Source organism: Pseudomonas sp. MCal1 (genome assembly GCF_026341415.1).
Lineage (GTDB): Bacteria > Pseudomonadota > Gammaproteobacteria > Pseudomonadales > Pseudomonadaceae > Aquipseudomonas.
Genome location: NZ_JAKUMP010000014.1, coordinates 95,677 through 119,959 on the forward strand (window position 1 = coordinate 95,677; position 24,283 = coordinate 119,959).

Here is a 24,283-nt window from a genome sequence, read left to right on the forward strand (position 1 = left end):
GGCCTTTTTTTGACGACGACCGGGATCAGAAGTCCAGGTTGGACACCGCCAGAGCGTTGCTCTCGATGAAGTCACGGCGAGGTTCGACCGCATCACCCATCAGGGTGTTGAAGATCTGGTCTGCGCCAATGGCGTCTTCGATGGTGACTTTCAGCATGCGGCGCACGCTTGGGTCCATGGTGGTTTCCCACAGCTGATCCGGGTTCATTTCACCCAGACCTTTGTATCGCTGGATGGTGTGGCGCTTGGTGCTTTCGGCCATCAGCCAGTCCAGGGCTTCCTTGAACTCGGTGACCGCTTTCTTGCGTTCGCCACGCTGGATGTACGCGCCTTCGTCGAGCAGGGTGCTCAATTGAGCGCCGAGGGTGACGACGGTCTTGTAGTCGTTGCTGCCGAAGAAGTCGCGGTTGAAGGTGACGTAGTTCGACAGGCCGTGGGAGATCAGCTCGACCTCTGGCAGCCATACGCCACGCTCGCGGTCTTCACGCAGACTGGCCTTGTAGACCAGACCCGACTTCTCGACGGTGCGCAGACGGACTTCGTATTGGGCCAGCCAATCTTGCATCTTGGCGTGGTCGCCGAGCATTTCCAGGCTGACGGCCGGCAGGTAGATGAAGTGCTCGGTCAGCTCCTGCGGGTACAGGCGCGACAGACGCTTGAGGGTCTTCATCACCATGCGGAAGTCATTCACCAGACGTTCCAGCGCTTCACCCGAAATGCCCGGGGCGTCTTCGTTCAGGTGCAGGCTCGCATCTTCCAGGGCCGACTGCGTCATGTACTCTTCCATGGCGTCGTCGTCTTTGATGTATTGCTCTTGCTTGCCTTTCTTGACCTTGTACAGCGGCGGCTGGGCGATGTAGATGTAGCCGCGCTCGATCAGCTCAGGCAACTGGCGGAAGAAGAACGTCAGCAGCAGGGTACGGATGTGCGAACCGTCGACGTCAGCATCGGTCATGATGATGATGTTGTGATAGCGCAGCTTGTCGATGTTGTACTCTTCGCGACCGATACCGCAGCCCAGCGCGGTAATCAGGGTGCCCACTTCCTGGGACGAGATCATCTTGTCGAAACGGGCTTTCTCGACGTTGAGGATCTTGCCCTTCAGCGGCAGGATGGCCTGGGTCTTGCGGTTACGTCCCTGCTTGGCAGAGCCGCCCGCGGAGTCACCTTCCACGAGGTACAGTTCGGACAGCGCCGGGTCTTTTTCCTGGCAGTCAGCGAGCTTGCCCGGCAGACCGGCGATGTCCAGCGCGCCTTTGCGACGGGTCATCTCACGGGCCTTGCGCGCCGCTTCACGGGCACGGGCTGCGTCGATCATCTTGCCGACAACCAGTTTGGCTTCGTTCGGGTTTTCCAGCAGGAAATCGGAGAAGTACTTGCCCATTTCCTGTTCGACCGCGGTCTTCACTTCGGAAGAAACCAGCTTGTCTTTGGTCTGGGAGCTGAACTTCGGATCCGGCACCTTCACCGAAATGATTGCGGTCAGGCCTTCACGGGCATCGTCACCGGTGGTGGCGACTTTGTGCTTCTTCGCCAGACCTTCCTGCTCGATGTAGTTGTTCAGGTTACGCGTCAGTGCGGAACGGAAGCCCACCAGGTGTGTGCCGCCGTCGCGCTGCGGAATGTTGTTGGTGAAACACAACAGGTTCTCGTTGAAGCTGTCGTTCCACTGCAGGGCGATTTCCACGCCGATGCCGTCTTCACGCTGGATGTTGAAGTGGAACACCTGGTTGACCGCAGTCTTGTTGGTGTTCAGGTATTCAACGAACGCACGCAGGCCACCTTCGTACTTGAACAGCTCTTCCTTGCCGCTGCGCTCGTCCTTCAGGACGATACCGACACCGGAGTTGAGGAAGGATAGTTCACGAATACGCTTGGCCAGGATGTCCCAGCTGAAGTGAATGTTCTTGAAGGTTTCCTTGGAAGCCTTGAAGTGAATCTGGGTACCGGTGGTTTCGCTGTCACCAACGATCGCCATCGGCGCCTGAGGTACGCCATGGACGTAGGTCTGTTCCCAGATTTTGCCGCTGCGGCGAACGGTCAGGACCAGCTCTTCGGACAGCGCGTTCACTACCGAAACACCTACACCGTGCAGACCGCCGGATACCTTGTAGGAGTTGTCGTCGAACTTACCGCCGGCGTGGAGGACGGTCATGATGACCTCGGCGGCGGAAACGCCTTCCTCTTTGTGCACGTCTACCGGGATGCCACGACCGTTGTCTTTGACGGTGATGGACTCATCCGGGTGGATGATGATGCTGATGTCGTCGCAGTGGCCGGCGAGGGCTTCGTCGATCGAGTTGTCGACCACCTCGAACACCATGTGGTGCAGACCGCTGCCATCGTCGGTGTCACCAATGTACATACCGGGACGTTTGCGCACGGCATCCAGGCCTTTCAGCACTTTAATGCTCGATGAGTCGTACGTATTTTCTTCGCTCAATGCCTTCACTCCCGATGGTCGTGGGTCTGGGTGATACGGCCCTGTTCCACGTGGAACAGAGCGACTGGCGTTTCCGTCTGCCAGCCTTCCCTCAATAATTCGTGATCTACACAGGTAATAAAAACCTGGCAGCGTAAGTCTTCCAGCAAGCGGCACAGCGCGCGACGGTGACTCTCATCCAGCTCGGACGGCAAGTCATCCACCAGATAAATACACTGGCCGCGTCGGGCCTGGCTCACCAAATGCCCCTGGGCAATCCGCAACGCACAGACCACCAACTTTTGCTGACCCCGGGACAAGATGTCCGCAGCGTTGTGAGCGCCCAATCTAAGACGCAAGTCAGCCCGTTGTGGCCCAGCCTGGGTATGACCCATTTGCTGGTCCCGTTGCACGGATCCGGCGAGTACAGCGCTCAGTTCCCGGTCCTTGTCCCAGCCTCGGTAATAGCTGAGCGTCAAACCTTCGAGCTCAACCAGTTCGCTCAAGGTTTGTTCAAAGACTGGTTTCAAGGCTTTGATGTAAGCGCGGCGGTATTCATCGATTTCAGCGCTGGCCTGGCACAGTTCCCTGTCCCAAACCGCTTGCGAAACGGCGTCAAGTGTACCATGCCGCAGCCAGGAGTTTCTCTGGCGCAAGGCCTTCTGCAAACGCTGCCAGGTGGCCATGAACCGCGGCTCGACGTGGAACACGCCCCAGTCGAGGAACTGCCGGCGAATCTTCGGCGCGCCTTCCAGCAGGCGAAAGCTGTCGGGATTGATCAACTGCAGCGGCAAGATTTCCGCCAGTTGCGCAGCGCTGCGGGCATTCTGACCGTCGATACGGATCTGGAACTCGCCCTGACGATCGCGAGATATCCCCAATGCGCTGTGGCCACCCTCGGCGAGTTCGACCTGACCGAAAACGGTGCAGGCAAGCTGCTCGTACTGGATGACCGGCAACAGCCGCGTGCTACGAAACGAACGGGCAAGCCCCAGCAGGTGAATGGCTTCCAGAACACTGGTTTTGCCGCTGCCGTTGGCACCGTAAAGAATGTTGATTCGGGGGGAGGGGGAGAAGGTCACCGGGTGCAGATTGCGCACCGCGGTGACCGAGACGCGACTTAGCGACATCCAGAGTCAGCTGATTACAGACGCATCGGCATGACAACGTAAGCCGAATCGTCGTTGTCGGACTCTTGCACCAGCGCACTGCTGTTGGAGTCGGACAGGATCAGACGAACCTGCTCGGTGGTCATCACGCCCAGCACGTCGAGCAGATAGCTGACGTTGAAGCCGATTTCCAGGGAGCCGCCGTTGTATTCCACACCTACTTCTTCTTCCGCTTCTTCCTGCTCCGGGTTGTTGGCCTGGATCTTCAACTGACCGCTGGCCAGTTGCAGACGGATACCACGGTATTTCTCGTTGGACAGAATCGCGGTACGGCTGAAAGCTTCACGCAACGCCTGACGATCGCCCAGCACCAGCTTGTCGCCGCCCTTCGGCAGAACGCGCTCGTAATCCGGGAACTTGCCGTCGACCAGTTTCGAGGTAAAGGTGAACTCGCCGGTGGTCGCACGGATGTGATGCTGACCCAGGACGATGCTGACGTTGCCGTCCGGCTCGGTGAGCAGACGTGCCAGTTCGAGAATACCTTTACGCGGCACGATTACCTGGTGGCGTTCCTGCTGACCGATGTCGGCCTGCATCGAACACATGGCCAGACGGTGACCGTCGGTAGCGACGGCACGGATCACACCGGTCGAGACTTCCAGCAACATGCCGTTGAGGTAGTAACGCACGTCCTGCTGGGCCATCGCGAAACTGGTGCGTTCGATCAGGCGACGCAGCTTGCTCTGTTCCAGGCTGGTGGTCAGCGAACCCGGGCCTTCTTCCACAGTCGGGAAGTCATTGGCCGGCAGGGTCGACAGGGTGAAGCGGCTACGGCCGGCTTTCACCACCAGCTTCTGCTCGTCGACCTTGATGTCGATCAGCGCATCGTTCGGCAGGCTCTTGCAGATGTCCATCAGCTTGCGCGCCGGCACGGTGATGGAACCTGTTTCAGCCGGCTCCTCAAGTTGCACGCGACCGACCAGCTCGACTTCCAGGTCGGTACCGGTCAGCGACAGTTGCTGGCCATCGACAACCAGCAGCACGTTGGACAGTACCGGCAAGGTCTGTCGGCGCTCGACGACGCCTGCGACCAGTTGCAGGGGTTTCAACAGGGCTTCGCGTTGAATGGTGAAATGCATGGTCTAGTCCCTTGCCTTAATAAGCTGCGCTGGTGTTCATCAAGTGGTCAGTGTACGCAGCAGGTTCTTGTAGTCCTCGCGGATGTCCGCGTCGGATTCCTTAAGTTCGTTGATCTTGCGGCAGGCGTGCAACACCGTCGTGTGGTCGCGGCCGCCAAACACATCGCCGATTTCCGGCAGGCTGTGGTTGGTCAGTTCCTTGGACAGGGCCATGGCCACCTGACGCGGACGAGCGACCGAACGCGAACGGCGTTTGGACAGCAAGTCGGAGATCTTGATCTTGTAGTACTCGGCGACGGTACGCTGAATGTTATCCACAGAGACCAGTTTGTCCTGCAGCGCCAACAGGTCTTTCAGGGATTCGCGAATCAACTCGATGGTGATGTCGCGGCCCATGAAGTGCGAGTGGGCGATCACGCGTTTCAGCGCACCTTCCAGCTCGCGGACGTTGGAGCGAATACGCTGGGCAATGAAGAACGCCGCGTCATGAGGCAACTCGACTTTGGCCTGGTCGGCCTTCTTCATCAAAATCGCGACGCGGGTTTCCAGTTCCGGTGGCTCGACGGCAACCGTCAGGCCCCAGCCGAAGCGGGATTTGAGGCGCTCTTCAAGGCCTTCGATTTCTTTCGGGTAGCGGTCACTGGTAAGGATGACCTGCTGGCCACCTTCAAGCAGGGCGTTGAAGGTGTGGAAAAACTCTTCCTGGGAACGTTCCTTGCGGGCGAAGAACTGAATGTCGTCGATCAGCAGGGCGTCCACCGAACGGTAGAAACGCTTGAACTCGTTGATCGCGTTCAATTGCAGCGCCTTGACCATGTCGGCCACGAAACGCTCGGAATGCAGGTACACGACCTTGGCATTCGGGTTCTTCTTTAATAGATGGTTGCCCACCGCGTGCATCAAGTGCGTCTTACCCAGACCTACACCGCCATAAAGGAACAGCGGGTTGTAGCCGTGCTTGGGATTGTCTGCCACTTGCCAGGCCGCCGCACGGGCGAGTTGGTTGGACTTACCTTCGACGAAGTTTTCGAAGGTGAAGGTGCGGTTCAGGTAGCTGGTGTGCTTGAGCGCGCCTTCAACCTGCACGGTGCGCTGTTCGGCGCGAACCGGTGCCTGTTGCGAAGCGGCGCCGGCCATCGGATCAAAGCTGTCGCGGGACGGCTCTTCACTGATCTCTTCGGTTTTCTGAGGCGAACGCTTGGTCGGTGCAGGTGTCGGGACTGGTGCTGGTGCGCTGGCCGGTACCGCATTGGCCTGAGCCTGGGCCACTTGAGCAGCAGCCAATGGCGCATTCGGGGCGGCACGCGGGGCCGAACTGCGTTTGCTGCCTATTAATAAGGAAAGCGACGGTGCCAGACCATTGCCATGCTCATCCAGCAGTTCAAGGACGCGCCCCAGGTACTTCTCGTTGACCCAGTCCAGAACAAAACGATTCGGTGCATAGACGCGCAACTCGTCGCCTTCGGCTTCGACCTGTAGTGGACGGATCCAGGTGTTGAATTGTTGGGCAGGCAGCTCTTCGCGCAAAAGCTCCACGCACTGCTGCCAAAGTTCCACTGACACGGATATCCCCTAAGTTGAAAGCCGGTGAGGCAAAAACAAGCGGCCATTGTAGCGGCCAGTCGTCCACTTATCCACATGCAGGTTGCCCGGTGCACATGATTTATCAATGCGTTAAACGAGAAAAAGGCGACCAACGGTGTGTGCATAAGCTTTGTGGATAACCCTATCTGAGCACACTGGACAACTGGGGGCGAAAGTCGGTGGATAACCGGCCTGTGGATAACCGCCCTTTCCACACACAGGTTATCCGACAGTGCAACACAGGCTTAACACGGTTTTCCACTGTAGTTGTCATTCTCTGTACATCGCTTGAAACAAGGCCTTGAGCCAGTTATCCACAGACGGGGACGTGCCTAGCTTTTACAAGCTTTACAGAAAAGCTTTAAATAATTCCCTTCTTTATTTTTATCTCTGGCAAACGGTTAATCAGGTCCCCCACGCTCCGAAGATCTATTTATAAGGAAACGTTGGTTGGAAATTGACCTATGGACTTGCTTTCTCTAGAATCCCCGGTCTCTTAAAACGGGGGCCATTCCGGCCCGTTGTGGACGAACCAGGTAACACGACATGAAACGTACTTTCCAACCAAGCACTATCAAACGCGCTCGTACCCACGGTTTCCGTGCTCGCATGGCTACCAAGAACGGTCGTGCCGTACTGTCGCGTCGTCGCGCCAAAGGCCGCGCACGTCTGGCAGTTTGATAATCCGGCACTGGAGGTGAGTCAGGACTTCAGTCGGGAAAAGCGTCTGCTTACTCCCCGGCACTTCAAGGCGGTCTTTGACTCCCCTACCGGCAAGGTTCCGGGGAAAAATCTCCTGCTCCTTGCGCGCAACAACGATCTCGATCACCCCCGTCTCGGGCTGGTTATCGGGAAAAAGAGTGTAAAACTCTCCGTCGAGCGCAATCGCCTCAAACGTCTGATGCGCGAATCGTTTCGCCTGCACCAGGATTCACTGGTCGGCTGGGACATCGTTATCGTCGCGCGCAAAGGTTTGGGTGACGTAGAAAACCCCGAATTGATTCAGCATTTCGGCAAACTCTGGAAGCGTCTGGCACGCAACAAGCCGGTACCAGCAGTCAAAACCGAAACTGTAGGGGTAGACAGTCCCGATGCGTAAACTGGCACTCGTTCCGATCCAGTTTTATCGCTATGCCATTAGTCCCTTGATGGCCAGTCACTGTCGTTTCTACCCCAGCTGTTCCTGCTACGCGTATGAAGCCATCGAAAATCATGGCCTTCTGCGCGGTGGCTGGCTGACCTTTCGTCGTTTAGGTCGCTGTCATCCGTGGAATCCCGGTGGTTATGACCCGGTTCCACCTATCCCTACCTCCCGTTCTTCTTCGATGGCCGAGTAATCATGGATATCAAACGCACGATCCTGATCGTCGCCCTGGCAATCGTGTCCTACGTCATGGTCCTTAAATGGAACCAGGACTATGGCCAGGCTGCCCTGCCGACTCAGAATGTTGCTTCCAGTACGACTACATCCGGTTTGCCGGACACCGCCACTGGCAATAATGCTGCCGCCAGTGACGATATTCCGCGCGCCGCAAGTGATACCAGCGCACCTGCCGAAACGCCGGTCGCCGTCAGCAAGGATCTGATCCAGATCAAGACCGACGTGCTCGATCTCGCGATCGATCCACAAGGTGGCGATGTTGCCCAGCTGACCTTGCCGCTGTATCCACGCCGTCAGGATCGTCCGGACGTACCGTTCCAGCTGTTCGACAACGGCGGCGAACGTACTTATCTGGCACAGAGCGGTCTGATCGGCACCAACGGTCCGGATGCAAATCCGGCCGGTCGTCCGATCTACTCCTCGGAGAAGAAGACTTATCAACTGGCTGACGGTCAGGACCAACTGGTCGTTGACCTGAAGTTCAGCAAGGACGGCGTCAATTACATCAAGCGTTTCACTCTGAAACGTGGCCTGTATGACGTGACCGTGACTTATCTGATCGACAACCAGAGCGCTCAGCCTTGGTCCGGTTCGATGTTTGCCCAGCTGAAACGCGATGCAAGTGCCGATCCTTCGTCGACTACTGCTACCGGTACCGCGACTTACCTGGGCGCTGCCCTGTGGACAAGTTCCGAGCCGTACAAGAAAGTGTCCATGAAGGACATGGACAAAGGTCAGCTCAAGGAAACCGTCACCGGTGGCTGGGTAGCCTGGCTGCAACACTACTTCGTGACGGCATGGGTTGCTCCGAAGGGCGAAAACAACATCGTCCAGACCCGTAAAGACAGCAAAGGCAATTACATCATCGGTTACACCGGTCCTTCGCTGACCGCTGCACCGGGTGCGAAAGTCGAAACCAGCGCTGTTCTGTACGCCGGTCCGAAAAGCCAGGCTGTGCTGAAAGAGTTGTCCCCAGGTCTGGAACTGACCGTCGACTACGGCATTCTGTGGTTCATTGCCCAGCCAATCTTCTGGCTCCTGCAACATATCCACAGCATCGTCGGCAACTGGGGCTGGTCGATCATCTTCCTGACCATGCTGATCAAAGGGATTTTCTTCCCTCTGTCGGCCGCCAGCTACAAGTCGATGGCCCGCATGCGCGCCGTGGCTCCGAAACTGGCTGCACTGAAAGAGCAACATGGCGATGACCGGCAGAAAATGTCGCAAGCCATGATGGAGCTGTACAAGAAAGAGAAGATCAATCCGCTGGGCGGCTGCTTGCCGATCCTCGTGCAGATGCCGGTTTTCCTTTCTCTGTACTGGGTTCTGCTGGAAAGCGTGGAAATGCGCCAGGCGCCGTTCATGCTGTGGATTACCGACCTGTCGATCAAGGATCCGTTCTTCATCCTGCCGATCATCATGGGCGCGACCATGTTCATCCAGCAGCGTCTGAACCCTACACCTCCGGATCCGATGCAGGCCAAGGTGATGAAAATGATGCCAATTATCTTCACCTTCTTCTTCCTGTGGTTCCCGGCAGGTCTGGTGCTGTACTGGGTTGTGAACAACTGCCTGTCGATTGCCCAACAGTGGTACATCACGCGTAAGATCGAAGCGGCGACGAAAAAAGCCGAGGCGTAACTTACTCTGTGGATAACACCACTCAAAACGCCCCCTAGTGGGGCGTTTTGCTATCTGCCATTTTTGTCTGGATACCGGTTTATGAGCGCACCTCGTGAAACCATCGCAGCCGTCGCTACCGCCCAGGGCCGTGGCGGCGTGGGCATCGTTCGAATTTCCGGGCCGCTGGCCAGCGTTGCAGCCAAAGCCATCAGCGGCCGTGAACTGAAACCACGGTTTGCCCACTACGGCCCGTTCTTCAGTGACGATCAACAGGTGCTGGATGAAGGTCTGGCGCTGTATTTCCCAGGGCCGAACTCGTTCACTGGCGAAGACGTACTGGAACTGCAGGGCCACGGTGGCCCGATCGTCCTCGACATGTTGCTCAAGCGTTGTCTGGAACTGGGTTGCCGTCTGGCGCGGCCCGGTGAGTTCAGCGAAAGAGCATTCCTCAATGACAAACTCGACCTGGCCCAGGCCGAGGCCATTGCCGACCTGATCGAAGCCAGTTCTGCACAGGCCGCACGAAACGCTCTGCGTTCGTTGCAGGGTGCATTTTCCCAACGTGTGCATAACCTCACCGAACAGCTGATCGGTTTGCGGATTTATGTCGAAGCCGCGATCGACTTCCCGGAAGAAGAAATCGACTTCCTCGCCGATGGCCATGTCCTGAGCATGCTCGACAAGGTTCGTAACGAGTTATCCACCGTATTGCGCGAAGCCGGGCAGGGCGCATTGCTACGTGACGGCATGACCGTGGTGATTGCCGGTCGTCCGAATGCCGGCAAATCCAGTCTGCTGAATGCATTGGCCGGACGAGAAGCCGCCATCGTGACGGAGATCGCCGGCACGACTCGGGATATCCTGCGCGAACATATCCACATCGACGGCATGCCGCTGCACGTAGTGGACACCGCCGGTCTGCGCGACACCGATGATCATGTGGAAAAGATCGGCGTTGAACGAGCATTGAAAGCCATCGGCGAAGCTGATCGAGTGCTGCTGGTTGTCGATGCCATGGCGCCCGAGGCCGCCGATCCGTTTGCGCTGTGGCCGGAATTCCTTGAAACCCGGCCGGATCCGGCGAAGGTCACGCTGATTCGCAACAAGGCTGATCTCACCGGTGAACCCATTGCTCTGGAAGTCAGCGACGACGGCCATGTAACGATCAGTCTGAGCGCAAAATCCGCCGGTGAAGGGCTGGATCTGCTACGTGATCACCTCAAGGCCTGCATGGGCTACGAACAGACGTCGGAAAGCAGCTTCAGCGCACGCCGCCGGCACCTGGAAGCCCTGCGTCACGCCAGTGATGCCCTGGAACATGGACGTGCCCAACTGACGTTGGCGGGAGCGGGTGAGTTGCTGGCCGAAGACCTGCGTCAGGCCCAGCAGTCCCTTGGGGAAATCACCGGCGCCTTCAGCTCCGATGATCTGCTGGGACGGATCTTTTCCAGCTTCTGCATCGGTAAATAATCCATCCGCTGTCCACAGACAGGTCCATACGCGACCTGTCTGTTCCCTCTTCCTCGTATTTCCTTGCCCCAGTGCCGGACAGGTTTTCTGATCCTGGGCGGATTTTCTGCGTCCGCGATCCCTTCATTCATCAGATTTCTGTGAATTAAGCCCTGTGAATAACCGCCGCTGAGGGCAGTTGATAACAGGGCCTGAAAACTGAACATAACTGCCTCTGTGGATAACCACCGCATTAATCCACAGGCTTAAACCGGTTATCCAAGGGCCTCATGACGACATGGCCACAGGGTTTTTAATCTCTGTACACATTGAAAATAGAGGGCTGTAGAGATCTATCCACAGAAATGACCGGCAGTAAGAATAAGCTTTAAAACAAAGGTTTTATAAATTTCTCTCTTTTTTATTCTTTTAACCGCGAGTTCTCCACAGCTGGTTAAATTTTGTGCAAAGGGTTCTTTAGGAAGGGCGAAGTCCCTATACTTGCCGACCAGGTCCAGAAACCTGATCTCAAACTATTCCTGAATTACCTACTTAAGCAGGCACGAGGTGCGTGGTGGATTTCCCTTCCCGTTTTGAAGTGATCGTCATCGGCGGCGGTCATGCCGGTACCGAGGCAGCACTGGCCTCAGCACGCATGGGTGCAAAAACCCTTCTGCTGACGCACAACGTGGAAACCCTCGGTGCCATGAGTTGCAACCCGGCCATCGGAGGCATTGGCAAAAGCCATCTGGTCAAGGAAATCGACGCCCTCGGCGGCGCGATGGCCATGGCCACCGATCTGGGCGGTATCCAGTTTCGCGTGTTGAACAGCCGCAAAGGCCCGGCCGTACGTGCAACCCGTGCGCAAGCCGACCGTATTCTTTACAAGGCCGCTGTCCGCGAAATTCTGGAAAACCAGCCGAACCTGTGGATATTTCAACAAGCCGCTGACGACCTGATCGTCGAGCAGGAACAAGTACGCGGTGTTGTCACGCAAATGGGTCTGCGTTTCTTCGCCGATTCCGTGGTGTTGACCACCGGCACGTTCCTCGGCGGACTTATCCACATCGGTTTGCAGAATTTTTCCGGCGGTCGTGCCGGTGATCCACCGTCGATCGCCCTCGCGCATCGCCTGCGTGAATTGCCGCTGCGCGTTGGACGCCTGAAAACCGGCACGCCACCGCGTATCGACGGCAAGTCTGTGGATTTCTCGGTGATGACCGAGCAGCCAGGTGATACGCCGATTCCGGTGATGTCGTTCATGGGCAACAAAGAACAACATCCACGGCAGGTCAGTTGCTGGATTACTCACACCAACGCCCGTACCCACGAAATCATTGCCGCGAACCTCGACCGTTCGCCGATGTATTCCGCTGCCGGCGAGATCGAAGGCATTGGCCCGCGTTATTGCCCGTCGATCGAAGACAAGATTCATCGCTTCGCCGACAAGGAAAGCCATCAGGTGTTCATCGAGCCGGAAGGCCTGACCACCCATGAGCTGTATCCGAACGGGATATCCACAAGCCTGCCGTTCGACGTGCAATTGCAGATCGTGCAATCGATTCGCGGCATGGAAAACGCGCACATCGTGCGTCCGGGTTATGCGATCGAGTACGACTACTTCGATCCGCGCGACCTGAAGTACAGCCTGGAAACCAAAGTCATCGGCGGTCTGTTCTTCGCTGGTCAAATCAACGGCACCACCGGTTATGAAGAAGCCGGCGCCCAGGGTTTGCTCGCAGGAGCCAACGCCGCGCTGCGTGCGAAAGGCAAAGAAGCCTGGTGCCCGCGTCGCGATGAAGCGTACATCGGGGTATTGGTCGACGACCTGATCACCCTCGGTACTCAAGAGCCGTACCGCATGTTCACTTCCCGTGCCGAGTACCGCCTCATCCTGCGTGAGGATAACGCGGACTTGCGTCTGACCGAAAAAGGTCGCGAACTGGGTCTGGTCGATGACGCGCGCTGGGCGGCTTTCTGCAAGAAGCGCGAAAACATCGAGCTGGAAGAGCAGCGTCTGAAAAGCACCTGGGTTCGCCCGGGCACCCAGCAGGGCGATGCAATTGCAGAAAAATTCGGCACTCCGCTGACTCACGAATACAACCTGCTCAATCTCTTGAGCCGTCCGGAAATCGACTACGCTGGTCTGGTCGAAGTGACCGGGCAGGGCGCTGAAGATCCACAGGTCGCCGAACAGGTCGAGATCAAGACCAAGTACGCCGGTTACATCGATCGCCAACAGGACGAAATCGCCCGTCTGCGCGCCAGTGAAGACACGAAACTGCCTGTGGATATCGATTACACCAACATTTCCGGTCTTTCCAAGGAGATCCAGAGCAAGTTGGGCGCCACGCGTCCCGAGACGCTGGGCCAGGCTTCGCGGATACCGGGTGTGACCCCGGCAGCAATTTCGCTGTTGATGATTCATTTGAAAAAACGCGGCGCGGGCCGTCAGTTGGAGCAAAGCGCTTGAGTTCTAAGGTCACTTCGCAACACGCCGAAGAGTTATCCACAGGAGCCCGCGAGCTCGGTGTCAATCTCACTGAAACCCAGCACGAATTGCTGCTGGGTTATCTGGCCCTGTTGATCAAATGGAACCAGGCCTACAACCTGACCGCCGTTCGCGACCCGGACGAAATGGTGTCCCGTCACTTGCTCGATAGCCTCAGCGTGATGTCGTTCATCGAAAACGGTCGCTGGCTGGATGTCGGCAGCGGCGGCGGCATGCCGGGGATCCCTCTGGCGATCCTGTATCCGGACTCGCAAGTGACGTGCCTGGACAGCAACGGCAAGAAAACCCGTTTTCTGACTCAGGTCAAACTCGAACTCAAACTGGATAACCTGCAAGTTATCCACAGTCGCGTCGAAGCGTTCCAGCCTGCAAAGCCATTCAACGGGATTATTTCCCGGGCATTCAGCAGCATGGAGAACTTCACCAACTGGACTCGCCACCTCGGCGACGCCGATACGCGCTGGCTGGCAATGAAGGGCGTCCATCCGGCCGATGAGCTGGTAGCATTGCCGGCAGACTTCAAACTCGATAGCGAACACGCCCTGGCCGTACCCGGTTGCCAAGGCCAACGCCATCTGCTGATACTGCGCCGCACGGCATGATTGGGAACACAAGCAAGAATGGCTAAGGTATTCGCGATAGCGAACCAGAAGGGTGGTGTGGGCAAGACCACCACCTGCATCAACCTCGCAGCATCCCTGGTCGCGACCAAGCGCCGGGTGCTGTTGATCGATCTCGATCCACAGGGCAACGCCACCATGGGCAGCGGTGTGGATAAACATGGCCTGGAAAATTCGGTCTACGACCTGCTGATCGGCGAATGCGATCTGGCCCAGGCCATGCACTATTCGGAACACGGCGGTTATCAACTGCTACCGGCCAACCGCGACCTGACGGCGGCCGAGGTGGTGCTGCTGGAAATGCAGATGAAGGAAAGCCGTCTGCGCAGCGCGTTGGCGCCGATCCGTGAAAACTACGATTACATTCTGATCGACTGCCCGCCGTCGCTGTCGATGCTCACGCTGAACGCACTGGTTGCCGCCGACGGGGTCATTATCCCCATGCAGTGCGAGTATTTTGCGCTCGAAGGTCTGAGCGACCTTGTGGATAACATCAAACGCATCGCCGAGCTGCTGAACCCGAACCTGAAAGTCGAAGGCCTGCTGCGGACCATGTATGACCCGCGCCTGAGCCTGATGAACGATGTATCGGCCCAGCTCAAGGAACACTTCGGCGATCAGCTTTACGACACGGTGATCCCGCGCAACATCCGTCTCGCCGAAGCCCCGAGCTACGGCATGCCGGCGCTGGCGTACGACAAGCAATCGCGTGGCGCGCTGGCCTATCTGGCCCTGGCGGGCGAGATGGTTCGCCGTCAGCGCAAAAATTCACGCACCGCCGCTGCCCAGCCAACTTAAGGAATTCCCATGGCCGTCAAGAAACGAGGTCTCGGACGAGGACTGGATGCACTGCTGAGCGGTCCGACTGTCAGCGCGCTGGAAGAACAGGCAGCGCAGGCGGACAGCCGTGAGTTGCAGCACCTGCCGTTGGACCTGCTGCAGCGCGGCAAGTATCAGCCACGCCGGGACATGGATCCGCAGGCGCTGGAAGAGCTGGCGCAGTCGATCAAGGCCCAGGGCGTGATGCAGCCGATCGTGGTTCGCCCGATTGGCGGTGGTCGTTTCGAAATCATCGCCGGCGAACGTCGCTGGCGCGCAAGTCAGCAAGCCGGGCAGGAAACCATTCCTGCGATGGTTCGCGACGTGCCGGATGAAACCGCGATCGCCATCGCGCTGATCGAGAACATCCAGCGCGAAGACCTGAATCCGATCGAGGAAGCGGTGGCCCTGCAGCGCTTGCAGCAGGAATTCCAGCTCACTCAGCAACAGGTCGCCGAGGCTGTGGGTAAGTCCCGCGTCACGGTAGCCAACCTGTTGCGCCTGATTGCGCTGCCGGAAGTCATCAAGACCATGCTGTCCCATGGCGACCTGGAAATGGGTCATGCCCGTGCATTGCTCGGTCTGCCGGACAATCAGCAGGTGGAAGGGGCGCGACATGTTGTCGCACGCGGCCTCACTGTGCGCCAAACTGAGGCACTGGTTCGTCAGTGGCTGAGCGGCAAACCGGAGCCGGTCGAGCCTGCCAAACCCGACCCGGATATCGCCCGGCTTGAACAGCGTCTGGCCGAGCGGCTGGGCTCTGCGGTGCAGATCCGCCACGGCAAGAAGGGCAAAGGCCAGTTGGTGATTGGTTACAACTCCCTCGATGAGCTTCAAGGTGTGCTCGCACACATCCGCTGAAACAATTCCCCTTGTAGCGCGCAGTCGGAAATCACTACCTGACAGTTGAATAGGGGCAGAACCGCCCCTATACTCTGCGCGCATTTTGTCGGCACAAATTATGCCAAGTTATTGAATTTTGGCAGCCGACCATTGGAGAGCAATAGTGATGGAAACCCGCAAGCCAAACCGCCTGCCGTTCCATCGCCTGGCGGTTTTTCCGGTGTTGATGGCTCAATTTGTCATTTTGCTCATTGCCGCTTTGGCGCTCTGGCAATGGCACGGAGTCGTTGCCGGATACTCGGGACTTTGCGGAGGCCTGATAGCCTTGCTGCCCAATGTTTATTTCGCTCACAAGGCATTTCGGTTTTCCGGCGCCCGAGCAGCCCAGTCCATCGTCCGGTCTTTCTATGCCGGCGAGGCAGGCAAACTGATTTTGACGGCAGTGCTGTTTGCACTGGTGTTTGCAGGTGTGAAGCCACTGGCGCCGATTGCTGTATTCGGCGCGTTCGTGCTGACTCAGTCGGTCAGCTGGTTCGCTCCCCTGCTGATGAGAACAAGACTTTCGAGACCTTAGGGCGTTTGAGGCAACCATGGCAGAAACAACCGCTTCGGGCTATATCCAGCACCACTTGCAGAACCTGACCTTCGGTCAGCTACCCAACGGCGGCTGGGGCTTTGCCCACACCGCAGCAGAAGCCAAGGAAATGGGCTTCTGGGCTTTCCACGTCGATACCCTCGGCTGGTCGGTCGCGCTGGGTCTGATCTTCGTCATTCTTTTCCGCATGGCGGCCAAGAAGGCGACTTCCGGTCAGCCGGGTGCACTGCAGAACTTCGTTGAAGTCCTGGTCGAATTCGTCGATGGCAGCGTGAAAGACAGCTTCCATGGCCGTAGCCCGGTGATCGCACCGCTGGCACTGACCATCTTCGTCTGGGTGTTCCTGATGAACGCCGTCGACCTGGTACCGGTCGACTGGATTCCTCAGCTGGCCGTCCTGATCTCCGGCGACCACCACATCCCGTTCCGCGCCGTGTCGACTACTGACCCGAACGCGACCCTGGGCATGGCGTTCTCGGTTTTCGCACTGATCATTTTCTACAGCATCAAGGTCAAGGGCCTCGGCGGCTTCATCGGCGAGCTGACCCTGCATCCGTTCGGCAGCAAGAACATCTTCGTTCAGGCCCTGCTGATTCCGGTGAACTTCCTGCTGGAGTTCGTGACCCTGATCGCCAAACCGATCTCTCTCGCTCTGCGTCTGTTCGGCAACATGTATGCCGGCGAGCTGGTGTTCATCCTGATCGCTGTGATGTTCGGCAGCGGCCTGCTCTGGCTGAGCGGCCTGGGCGTTGTCCTGCAGTGGGCGTGGGCTGTGTTCCACATCCTGATCATCACCCTGCAGGCGTTCATCTTCATGATGCTGACCATCGTCTACCTGTCGATGGCGCACGAAGAAAACCATTAAGACCAGTCTCGACTAGTCTGATGTCCTTCCCGGTCAAACGGGAAGGGGCTCCTCACGGGGCACCATGAAACGATTTGTTTTACCGCTTTAATCTAAAAAACCTAAACCATACGACGTAAAAGTCGGGAGGAAAGATGGAAACTGTAGTTGGTCTAACCGCTATCGCTGTTGCACTGTTGATCGGCCTGGGCGCACTGGGTACCGCAATTGGTTTCGGCCTGCTGGGCGGCAAGTTCCTGGAAGGCGCAGCGCGTCAGCCAGAAATGGTTCCAATGCTGCAAGTTAAAATGTTCATCGTTGCCGGTCTGCTCGACGCCGTAACCATGATCGGTGTTGGTATCGCTCTGTTCTTCACCTTTGCGAACCCGTTCGTTGGTCAGATCGCTGGCTAATCATTCGGATTTTCCGAGTGATTTGGTGTGATGGACAACGTAACTGCGAGGTGTTGGCGTGAACATTAATGCGACCCTGATTGGCCAGTCCGTTGCGTTCCTGATTTTTGTACTGTTCTGCATGAAGTTCGTATGGCCTCCGGTCATCGCAGCTCTGCACGAACGTCAAAAGAAGATCGCTGATGGTCTGGACGCTGCCAGCCGTGCAGCTCGCGACCTGGAGTTGGCCCAAGAAAAAGCGGGTCAGCAACTGCGCGAAGCGAAAGCTCAGGCAGCTGAAATCATCGAGCAAGCCAAGAAACGCGGTAACCAGATTGTCGAAGAGGCCGTTGAAAAGGCCCGCGTCGATGCTGACCGTGTGAAGGTTCAGGCTCAAGCCGAGATCGAACAGGAACTGAACAGTGTCAAAGACAAGCTGCGCGCCCAAGTGGGCTTGCTGGCTGTCGGCGGCGCCGAGAAGATCCTGGGTGCCACAATCGATCAAAACGCGCACGCAGAGCTGGTTAACCAACTGGCTGCTGAAATCTAAGCGAGGGCGATCATGGCAGAACTGACCACGTTGGCCCGACCTTACGCTAAGGCGGCCTTCGAGCACGCTCAGGCCCACCAGCAACTGGCCAATTGGTCAGCCATGCTCGGCCTGGCAGCAGCGGTGTCGCAAGACGACACCATGCAGCGCGTGCTCAAGGCCCCGCGACTGACGAGCGCAGAAAAGGCCGCCACGTTCATTGACGTGTGCGGCGACAAGTTTGATGCCAAGGCACAGAACTTCATCAATGTCGTTGCCGAGAACGACCGTCTCCCGCTTCTGCCGGAGATTGCCGCTCTTTTCGACCTGTACAAGGCCGAACAAGAGAAATCGGTAGACGTTGAAGTGACCAGTGCTTTTGCATTGAACCAAGAACAGCAAGACAAACTCGCCAAGGTTCTCAGTGCACGACTCAGCCGGGTAGTGCGCCTGCAAGTTGCGGAGGATGCTTCCCTTATAGGGGGTGTCGTCATCCGCGCCGGCGACCTGGTTATCGATGGCTCGATTCGCGGCAAAATCGCGAAACTTGCCGAAGCATTGAAATCTTGAGTTTGAAGGGGCAGCAGAGCAATGCAGCAACTCAATCCTTCCGAAATAAGTGAAATTATCAAGGGCCGCATCGAAAAGCTCGATGTGACCTCCCAAGCCCGTAACGAAGGCACTGTCGTCAGCGTATCTGACGGTATCGTGCGGATTCACGGTCTGGCCGACGTCATGTACGGCGAGATGATCGAGTTTCCGGGCGGCGTCTACGGTATGGCCCTCAACCTGGAGCAAGACTCCGTAGGTGCCGTTGTACTGGGCGCATACACGACTCTGGCTGAAGGCATGAGCGCCAAGTGCACCGGCCGCATCCTCGAAGTTCCGGTTGGTAAGGAACTGCTGGGTCGCGTTGTCGACGCACTGGGTAACCCTGTTGACGGCAAAGGTCCACTGGGCAACACCGAGACCGACGCGGTCGAGAAAGTTGCTCCGGGCGTGATCTGGCGTAAGTCGGTAGACCAGCCTGTACAGACTGGCTACAAGGCTGTCGATGCCATGATCCCTGTCGGCCGTGGCCAGCGTGAGCTGATCATCGGTGACCGTCAGATCGGTAAAACCGCTCTGGCGATCGACGCGATCATCAACCAGAAAGACAGCGGCATTTTCTGCGTCTACGTGGCAATCGGTCAGAAGCAATCGACCATCGCCAACGTGGTTCGCAAGCTGGAAGAAAACGGTGCACTGGCCAACACCATCATCGTTGCAGCGAGCGCTTCGGAATCTGCAGCACTGCAATTCCTGGCTCCGTACTCCGGTTGCACCATGGGTGAATTCTTCCGCGACCGCGGTGAAGACGCGCTGATCGTTTATGACGATCTGTCCAAGCAAGCAGTGGCTTACCGCCAGATTTCCCTGCTGCTGCGCCGTCCACCAGGACGTGAAGCCTACCCAGGCGACGTGTTCTATCTCCACTCCCGTCTGCTGGAGCGCGCATCCCGCGTTTCGGAAGAGTACGTAGAGAAGTTCACCAACGGCGCAGTCACCGGCAAAACCGGTTCCCTGACCGCACTGCCGATCATCGAAACCCAGGCTGGCGACGTTTCCGCGTTCGTTCCGACCAACGTGATTTCCATCACCGACGGTCAGATCTTCCTGGAATCGGCCATGTTCAACTCGGGCATCCGTCCTGCAGTGAACGCCGGTGTTTCGGTATCCCGTGTGGGTGGTGCCGCTCAGACCAAGATCATCAAGAAGCTGTCCGGTGGTATCCGTACCGCTCTGGCTCAGTACCGTGAACTGGCGGCATTCGCCCAGTTCGCTTCTGACCTGGACGAAGCGACCCGCAAGCAACTTGAGCATGGTCAGCGCGTTACCGAGCTGATGAAGCAGAAGCAATACGCGCCAATGTCGATCGCCGACATGTCGCTGTCGCTGTATGCCGCTGAGCGTGGGTTCCTGACTGACATTGAAATCGCCAAAGTCGGCAGCTTCGAGCAAGCGCTGATTGCTTACTTCAACCGCGATCACGCCGATTTGATGGCCAAGATCAACGTTAAAGGTGACTTCAATGACGAAATCGACGCTGGCCTGAAGGCTGGTATCGAGAAGTTCAAGGCCACCCAAACCTGGTAAGCCGCAGCGGGAGCCGCAAGGCTCCCGCTTGCTAACCTGATAGGTGTTACATGGCAGGCGCAAAAGAGATTCGCAGTAAGATTGCGAGCATCAAAAGCACGCAAAAAATTACCAGCGCCATGGAAAAAGTGGCGGTCAGCAAAATGCGCAAGGCACAAATGCGCATGGCTGCTAGCCGCCCTTATGCGGAGCGTATCCGCCAGGTAATTGGGCATCTGGCCAACGCCAACCCGGAATACCGCCATCCGTTCATGATCGACCGCGCCGTCAAGCGCGTCGGCTATGTCGTGGTGAGCAGTGACCGTGGTCTGTGCGGCGGCTTGAACACCAACCTGTTCAAGGCCCTGGTCAAGGACATGGCGGTAAACCGCGAAAACGGCGTCGAGATCGATCTGTGTGTCGTTGGTAGCAAGGGTGCGGCCTTTTTCCGCAACTTCGGCGGTAACGTCGTTGCAGCTATCAGCCACCTGGGTGAAGAACCGTCGATCAATGATCTGATCGGCAGCGTCAAGGTGATGCTGGATGCTTATCTGGACGGCCGTATCGACCGCCTGTCCGTGGTATCCAACAAGTTCATCAACACCATGACGCAACAGCCTACCGTGGAGCAGTTGATTCCACTGGTGGCGACCCCGGATCAAGAACTCAAGCACCACTGGGACTATCTCTACGAACCAGACGCCAAAGAGCTGCTTGACGGCTTGATGGTGCGTTACGTGGAGTCGCAGGTGTACCAGGCGGTGGTCGAGAACAACGCGGCTGAACAGGCTGCGCGGATGATCGCGATGAAGAACGCTACCGACAACGCCGGTGATTTGATCAGCGATTTGCAGCTGATCTACAACAAGGCGCGTCAGGCTGCGATCACCCAAGAGATCTCGGAAATCGTCGGCGGCGCTGCCGCGGTTTAACGGTTCAAATATTCAGAGGATCCAGCTATGAGTAGCGGACGTATCGTTCAAATCATCGGCGCCGTTATCGACGTGGAATTTCCACGCGACAGCGTACCGAGCATCTACGACGCCTTGAAGGTTCAAGGCGCCGAAACCACTCTGGAAGTTCAGCAGCAGCTGGGCGACGGCGTGGTTCGTACCATTGCGATGGGCTCCACCGAAGGCTTGAAGCGCGGTCTGGACGTCAACAACACTGGCGCAGCCATCTCCGTACCGGTCGGTAAAGCGACCCTGGGCCGGATCATGGACGTACTGGGCAACCCGATCGACGAAGCCGGCCCGATCGGCGAAGAAGAGCGCTGGGGTATCCACCGCGCCGCTCCTTCCTTCGCTGAACAGGCAGGTGGCAACGACCTGCTCGAAACCGGTATCAAGGTTATCGACCTGGTCTGCCCGTTCGCCAAGGGCGGTAAAGTCGGTCTGTTCGGTGGTGCCGGTGTAGGCAAGACCGTAAACATGATGGAACTGATCCGCAACATCGCCATCGAGCACAGCGGTTATTCCGTGTTCGCCGGTGTGGGTGAGCGTACTCGTGAGGGTAACGACTTCTACCACGAGATGAAGGACTCCAACGTTCTCGACAAGGTTGCCCTGGTCTACGGTCAGATGAACGAGCCACCGGGAAACCGTCTGCGTGTAGCGCTGACCGGTCTGACCATGGCCGAGAAGTTCCGTGACGAAGGTAACGACGTTCTGCTGTTCGTCGACAACATCTACCGTTACACCCTGGCCGGTACCGAAGTATCCGCACTGCTGGGCCGTATGCCTTCGGCAGTAGGTTACCAGCCGACCCTGGCTGAAGAGATGGGCGTGCTGCAAGAGCGCATCACTTCGACCAAGCAAGGTTCGATTACTTCGATCCAGGCCGTATACGTACCTGCGGACGACTTGACCGACCCGTCGCCAGCAACCACGTTTGCTCACCTGGACGCCACCGTCGTTCTGTCCCGTGACATCGCTTCCCTGGGTATCTACCCGGCGGTAGACCCACTGGACTCGACTTCGCGTCAGCTGGACCCGAACGTGATCGGCAACGAGCACTACGAGACCGCTCGTGGCGTTCAGTACGTGCTGCAGCGTTACAAAGAGCTGAAGGACATCATCGCGATCCTGGGTATGGACGAGCTGTCGGAAACCGACAAGCAGTTGGTAGCCCGTGCTCGTAAGATCCAGCGCTTCTTGTCGCAGCCGTTCTTCGTGGCTGAAGTCTTCACCGGTGCTTCGGGTAAATACGTTTCCCTGAAAGACACCATTGCTGGCTTCAAAGGCATCCTCAACGGTGACTACGACCACCTGCCAGAACAAGCGTTCTACATGGTCGGCGGCATCGAAGAAGCGATCGAGAAAGCCAAGAAACTGTAATCCAGGCGCCCGGCAACGGGCGCTAATTTAGGTTGAGGCAATCAGATGGCTATGACAGTCCATTGCGACATCGTCAGCGCGGAAGGAGAAATCTTTTCCGGCCTGGTCGAGATGGTGATTGCGCACGGTGCTCTGGGTGATCTTGGTATCGCTCTGGGCCACGCGCCGCTGATCACTAATCTGAAGCCAGGTCCGATCCGCCTGATCAAGCAAGGCGGGGAAGCCGAGGTGTTCTACATCTCCGGTGGTTTCCTCGAGGTTCAGCCGAACATGGTCAAGGTGCTTGCCGATACCGTGCAACGTGCCGCCGACCTGGATGAAGCTCAGGCTCAAGCAGCTCTCAAGGCTGCCGAAGCTGCTCTGCATGAGAAGAGCGCAGATTTCGACTACGGAGCTGCATCCGCACGTCTGGCCGAGGCTGCAGCTCAGCTGCGCACCGTCCAGCAGATCCGCAAGAAGTTTGGCGGTTAATCCGTCAGCCACTTGTTGTGCGATTGATAAAAAAGGGTAGCCTCGGCTACCCTTTTTTCTTTTTCGACTTTCAAAACCCCGGTCGCAGTTGCTGACCACCCAGGATTGGTAGCCAGTCATGTCTCTTGAAATCGTTATCCTCGCGGCCGGCCAAGGCACTCGCATGCGTTCCGCGCTGCCAAAAGTGCTGCACCCGATTGCCGGCGACTCCATGCTTGGGCATGTTATCCACAGCGCTCGTCAACTTGATCCACAACGGATTCATGTGGTGATTGGCCACGGCGCCGACGTGGTACGCGAACGTCTGGCCGCCGATGACCTGAATTTCGTGCTGCAGGACAAGCAACTGGGCACTGGTCACGCCACGGCTCAGGCTGTTCCGTTCATCACTGCCGATACCGTACTGATTCTCTACGGTGATGTGCCGTTGATCGAGGTCGAAACCCTGCAACGCCTGCTCAAGCACGTTGTGCCCGGGCAGATGGGTTTGCTCACCGTCGAACTGGATGACCCGACCGGTTATGGCCGCATCGTGCGCGACGCCGACGGCAAGGTTACCGCGATCGTTGAGCACAAGGACGCCAGCGAAGCACAGCGGGCGATTACCGAAGGTAATACCGGCATTCTCGCTGTGCCGGCAAATCGTCTGGCGGACTGGATGAGTCGCCTGTCGAACAACAACGCTCAGGGCGAGTACTACCTGACCGATGTGATCGAGATGGCAGTCAGCGATGGCCTGACCGTCGCCACTGAACAACCGCACGACCCGATGGAAGTGCAGGGCGCCAATGATCGCAAACAACTCTCCGAACTGGAGCGTCACTATCAGTTGCGCGCCGGTCGCCGTCTGATGGCCCAGGGTGTCACTCTGCGTGATCCGGCCCGGTTTGATGTGCGTGGCGAAGTGACCGTGGGTCGCGACGTGCTGATCGACATCAACGTGATTCTCGAAGGCAAGGTCGTCATCGAGGATGACGTGGTCATCGGCCCGAACTGCGTGATCAAGGACAGCACTCTGCGTAAGGGCGTGGTGGTCAAGGCCAACAGCCATATCGAAGGCGCGGTGTTGGGCGAAGGCAGCGATGCCGGCCCGTTTGCCCGTCTGCGACCGGGCACCGTGCTGGAGGCCCGTGCCCATGTGGGTAACTTCGTCGAGCTGAAAAACGCCCGCATGGGTGAAGGCGCCAAGGCCGGGCACCTGACTTATCTGGGCGACGCCGAGATTGGTGCGCGCACCAACATCGGCGCCGGCACCATCACCTGCAACTACGACGGTGCCAACAAGTGGAAAACCGTGTTGGGTGAGGATGTGTTCATCGGTTCCAACAACTCGCTGGTGGCGCCTGTGGATATCTCCGCCGGTGCAACCACTGCGGCCGGTTCGACCATCACCCAGAATGTGGATAACGCGCAATTGGCGGTTGGCCGGGCGCGGCAGAGAAATATCGATGGCTGGAAGCGGCCTGAGAAAATCAAAAAGAACTGAGTTATCCACAACGC

General features: G+C 57.6%; 23 protein-coding genes. 19 read left to right on the plus strand and 4 right to left on the minus strand.

Features of this window, described 5'->3' with window-relative positions; translation table 11 throughout:
* Nucleotides 1-25: 25 nt before the first annotated feature.
* Genes gyrB through dnaA form a run of 4 tightly spaced genes read right to left on the minus strand, consistent with a single transcriptional unit; the run spans nucleotide 26 to nucleotide 6,233 of the window.
* Nucleotides 26-2,443 (minus strand): DNA topoisomerase (ATP-hydrolyzing) subunit B, encoded by a 2,418-nt coding sequence (gene gyrB, locus MKZ87_RS22485; protein ID WP_085686140.1) that lies wholly within the window; start codon nucleotides 2,441-2,443, stop codon nucleotides 26-28.
* Nucleotides 2,444-2,448: 5 nt separating this feature from the next.
* A complete protein-coding gene (recF, locus tag MKZ87_RS22490) occupies nucleotides 2,449-3,552 on the minus strand; it encodes a DNA replication/repair protein RecF (RefSeq protein WP_003220208.1) in 1,104 nt (367 codons plus the stop codon).
* A 14-nt stretch (nucleotides 3,553-3,566) separates the two neighbouring features.
* The gene (gene dnaN / locus MKZ87_RS22495) at nucleotides 3,567-4,670 is read right to left on the minus strand and encodes a DNA polymerase III subunit beta (RefSeq protein ID WP_007954131.1); all 1,104 of its coding nucleotides are present in this window, start codon (nucleotides 4,668-4,670) and stop codon (nucleotides 3,567-3,569) included.
* A 39-nt stretch (nucleotides 4,671-4,709) separates the two neighbouring features.
* Complete coding sequence (gene dnaA / locus MKZ87_RS22500) at nucleotides 4,710-6,233, minus strand: chromosomal replication initiator protein DnaA (RefSeq protein WP_266202006.1); 1,524 nt, start codon at nucleotides 6,231-6,233, stop codon at nucleotides 4,710-4,712.
* Nucleotides 6,234-6,800: 567 nt separating this feature from the next.
* Between dnaA and rpmH the strand changes: the two genes are divergently transcribed.
* The 19 genes from rpmH (at nucleotide 6,801) to glmU (ending at nucleotide 24,269) form a co-directional block, all read left to right on the plus strand.
* Complete coding sequence (gene rpmH / locus MKZ87_RS22505) at nucleotides 6,801-6,935, plus strand: 50S ribosomal protein L34 (protein ID WP_003213577.1); 135 nt, start codon at nucleotides 6,801-6,803, stop codon at nucleotides 6,933-6,935.
* Between the two features lie 16 nt (nucleotides 6,936-6,951).
* A complete protein-coding gene (gene rnpA / locus MKZ87_RS22510; RefSeq protein ID WP_011336726.1) occupies nucleotides 6,952-7,353 on the plus strand; it encodes a ribonuclease P protein component in 402 nt (133 codons plus the stop codon).
* Nucleotides 7,346-7,591: a membrane protein insertion efficiency factor YidD gene (gene yidD, locus MKZ87_RS22515; RefSeq protein ID WP_010465488.1), complete on the plus strand. Its 246-nt coding sequence runs from the start codon at nucleotides 7,346-7,348 to the stop codon at nucleotides 7,589-7,591. Before rnpA ends, yidD begins: the two co-directional genes overlap by 8 nt.
* Nucleotides 7,592-7,593: 2 nt before the next feature.
* Nucleotides 7,594-9,276 (plus strand): membrane protein insertase YidC, encoded by a 1,683-nt coding sequence (gene yidC / locus MKZ87_RS22520; protein ID WP_007954136.1) that lies wholly within the window; start codon nucleotides 7,594-7,596, stop codon nucleotides 9,274-9,276.
* Between the two features lie 81 nt (nucleotides 9,277-9,357).
* Nucleotides 9,358-10,728, plus strand: a complete 1,371-nt coding sequence (gene mnmE / locus MKZ87_RS22525; protein ID WP_085696625.1) for a tRNA uridine-5-carboxymethylaminomethyl(34) synthesis GTPase MnmE — start codon at nucleotides 9,358-9,360, stop codon at nucleotides 10,726-10,728.
* 553 nt (nucleotides 10,729-11,281) lie between these two features.
* Nucleotides 11,282-13,180, plus strand: coding sequence for a tRNA uridine-5-carboxymethylaminomethyl(34) synthesis enzyme MnmG (gene mnmG, locus MKZ87_RS22530; protein ID WP_085702244.1), 1,899 nt, complete (start codon nucleotides 11,282-11,284; stop codon nucleotides 13,178-13,180).
* Nucleotides 13,177-13,821 carry a 16S rRNA (guanine(527)-N(7))-methyltransferase RsmG gene (rsmG, locus tag MKZ87_RS22535; protein WP_266202007.1) on the plus strand — a complete coding sequence of 215 codons (645 nt, stop codon included), beginning with the start codon at nucleotides 13,177-13,179 and terminating at the stop codon, nucleotides 13,819-13,821. The genes mnmG and rsmG overlap by 4 nt, the downstream gene beginning before the upstream one ends.
* An 18-nt stretch (nucleotides 13,822-13,839) precedes the next feature.
* The gene (locus tag MKZ87_RS22540) at nucleotides 13,840-14,637 is read left to right on the plus strand and encodes a ParA family protein (protein ID WP_039764974.1); all 798 of its coding nucleotides are present in this window, start codon (nucleotides 13,840-13,842) and stop codon (nucleotides 14,635-14,637) included.
* A 9-nt stretch (nucleotides 14,638-14,646) separates the two neighbouring features.
* Nucleotides 14,647-15,519 (plus strand): ParB/RepB/Spo0J family partition protein, encoded by an 873-nt coding sequence (locus tag MKZ87_RS22545; RefSeq protein WP_085686130.1) that lies wholly within the window; start codon nucleotides 14,647-14,649, stop codon nucleotides 15,517-15,519.
* A gap of 148 nt (nucleotides 15,520-15,667) precedes the next feature.
* Nucleotides 15,668-16,075, plus strand: coding sequence for a F0F1 ATP synthase subunit I (locus tag MKZ87_RS22550; protein WP_003229783.1), 408 nt, complete (start codon nucleotides 15,668-15,670; stop codon nucleotides 16,073-16,075).
* A gap of 16 nt (nucleotides 16,076-16,091) precedes the next feature.
* A complete protein-coding gene (gene atpB, locus MKZ87_RS22555; RefSeq protein WP_085696631.1) occupies nucleotides 16,092-16,961 on the plus strand; it encodes a F0F1 ATP synthase subunit A in 870 nt (289 codons plus the stop codon).
* A 134-nt stretch (nucleotides 16,962-17,095) separates the two neighbouring features.
* On the plus strand, nucleotides 17,096-17,353 hold the full coding sequence (gene atpE / locus MKZ87_RS22560) for a F0F1 ATP synthase subunit C (protein WP_003097235.1): 258 nt from the start codon (nucleotides 17,096-17,098) through the stop codon (nucleotides 17,351-17,353).
* 58 nt (nucleotides 17,354-17,411) lie between these two features.
* Entirely contained in the window at nucleotides 17,412-17,882 is a 471-nt protein-coding gene (locus MKZ87_RS22565; RefSeq protein WP_007954149.1) for a F0F1 ATP synthase subunit B, read from the plus strand.
* A 12-nt stretch (nucleotides 17,883-17,894) separates the two neighbouring features.
* Nucleotides 17,895-18,431, plus strand: coding sequence for a F0F1 ATP synthase subunit delta (locus MKZ87_RS22570; protein WP_085696633.1), 537 nt, complete (start codon nucleotides 17,895-17,897; stop codon nucleotides 18,429-18,431).
* A 21-nt stretch (nucleotides 18,432-18,452) separates the two neighbouring features.
* Entirely contained in the window at nucleotides 18,453-19,997 is a 1,545-nt protein-coding gene (atpA, locus tag MKZ87_RS22575) for a F0F1 ATP synthase subunit alpha (protein WP_085696635.1), read from the plus strand.
* Nucleotides 19,998-20,047: 50 nt separating this feature from the next.
* Nucleotides 20,048-20,908 carry a F0F1 ATP synthase subunit gamma gene (gene atpG, locus MKZ87_RS22580; RefSeq protein ID WP_040071850.1) on the plus strand — a complete coding sequence of 287 codons (861 nt, stop codon included), beginning with the start codon at nucleotides 20,048-20,050 and terminating at the stop codon, nucleotides 20,906-20,908.
* A 27-nt stretch (nucleotides 20,909-20,935) separates the two neighbouring features.
* Nucleotides 20,936-22,312, plus strand: a complete 1,377-nt coding sequence (gene atpD / locus MKZ87_RS22585; RefSeq protein ID WP_065260117.1) for a F0F1 ATP synthase subunit beta — start codon at nucleotides 20,936-20,938, stop codon at nucleotides 22,310-22,312.
* A gap of 45 nt (nucleotides 22,313-22,357) precedes the next feature.
* A complete protein-coding gene (locus MKZ87_RS22590; RefSeq protein WP_007954164.1) occupies nucleotides 22,358-22,783 on the plus strand; it encodes a F0F1 ATP synthase subunit epsilon in 426 nt (141 codons plus the stop codon).
* 118 nt (nucleotides 22,784-22,901) lie between these two features.
* On the plus strand, nucleotides 22,902-24,269 hold the full coding sequence (glmU, locus tag MKZ87_RS22595; protein ID WP_085702247.1) for a bifunctional UDP-N-acetylglucosamine diphosphorylase/glucosamine-1-phosphate N-acetyltransferase GlmU: 1,368 nt from the start codon (nucleotides 22,902-22,904) through the stop codon (nucleotides 24,267-24,269).
* Nucleotides 24,270-24,283 lie beyond the last annotated feature (14 nt).

What these genes read in the sequence shown, in the direction of transcription:
- atpG (WP_040071850.1), top strand. Translation starts at nt 20,048, where the DNA reads ATGGCAGGCGCAAAAGAGATTCGCAGTAAGATTGCGAGCATCAAAAGC.
- MKZ87_RS22590 (WP_007954164.1), top strand. Translation starts at nt 22,358, where the DNA reads ATGGCTATGACAGTCCATTGCGACATCGTCAGCGCGGAAGGAGAAATC.
- MKZ87_RS22545 (WP_085686130.1), top strand. Translation starts at nt 14,647, where the DNA reads ATGGCCGTCAAGAAACGAGGTCTCGGACGAGGACTGGATGCACTGCTG.
- atpE (WP_003097235.1), top strand. Translation starts at nt 17,096, where the DNA reads ATGGAAACTGTAGTTGGTCTAACCGCTATCGCTGTTGCACTGTTGATC.
- MKZ87_RS22550 (WP_003229783.1), top strand. Translation starts at nt 15,668, where the DNA reads ATGGAAACCCGCAAGCCAAACCGCCTGCCGTTCCATCGCCTGGCGGTT.
- atpA (WP_085696635.1), top strand. Translation starts at nt 18,453, where the DNA reads ATGCAGCAACTCAATCCTTCCGAAATAAGTGAAATTATCAAGGGCCGC.
- dnaN (WP_007954131.1), bottom strand. Translation starts at nt 4,670, where the DNA reads ATGCATTTCACCATTCAACGCGAAGCCCTGTTGAAACCCCTGCAACTG.
- yidD (WP_010465488.1), top strand. Translation starts at nt 7,346, where the DNA reads ATGCGTAAACTGGCACTCGTTCCGATCCAGTTTTATCGCTATGCCATT.
- MKZ87_RS22540 (WP_039764974.1), top strand. Translation starts at nt 13,840, where the DNA reads ATGGCTAAGGTATTCGCGATAGCGAACCAGAAGGGTGGTGTGGGCAAG.
- atpD (WP_065260117.1), top strand. Translation starts at nt 20,936, where the DNA reads ATGAGTAGCGGACGTATCGTTCAAATCATCGGCGCCGTTATCGACGTG.
- mnmE (WP_085696625.1), top strand. Translation starts at nt 9,358, where the DNA reads ATGAGCGCACCTCGTGAAACCATCGCAGCCGTCGCTACCGCCCAGGGC.
- rpmH (WP_003213577.1), top strand. Translation starts at nt 6,801, where the DNA reads ATGAAACGTACTTTCCAACCAAGCACTATCAAACGCGCTCGTACCCAC.
- atpB (WP_085696631.1), top strand. Translation starts at nt 16,092, where the DNA reads ATGGCAGAAACAACCGCTTCGGGCTATATCCAGCACCACTTGCAGAAC.
- MKZ87_RS22570 (WP_085696633.1), top strand. Translation starts at nt 17,895, where the DNA reads ATGGCAGAACTGACCACGTTGGCCCGACCTTACGCTAAGGCGGCCTTC.
- recF (WP_003220208.1), bottom strand. Translation starts at nt 3,552, where the DNA reads ATGTCGCTAAGTCGCGTCTCGGTCACCGCGGTGCGCAATCTGCACCCG.
- yidC (WP_007954136.1), top strand. Translation starts at nt 7,594, where the DNA reads ATGGATATCAAACGCACGATCCTGATCGTCGCCCTGGCAATCGTGTCC.
- glmU (WP_085702247.1), top strand. Translation starts at nt 22,902, where the DNA reads ATGTCTCTTGAAATCGTTATCCTCGCGGCCGGCCAAGGCACTCGCATG.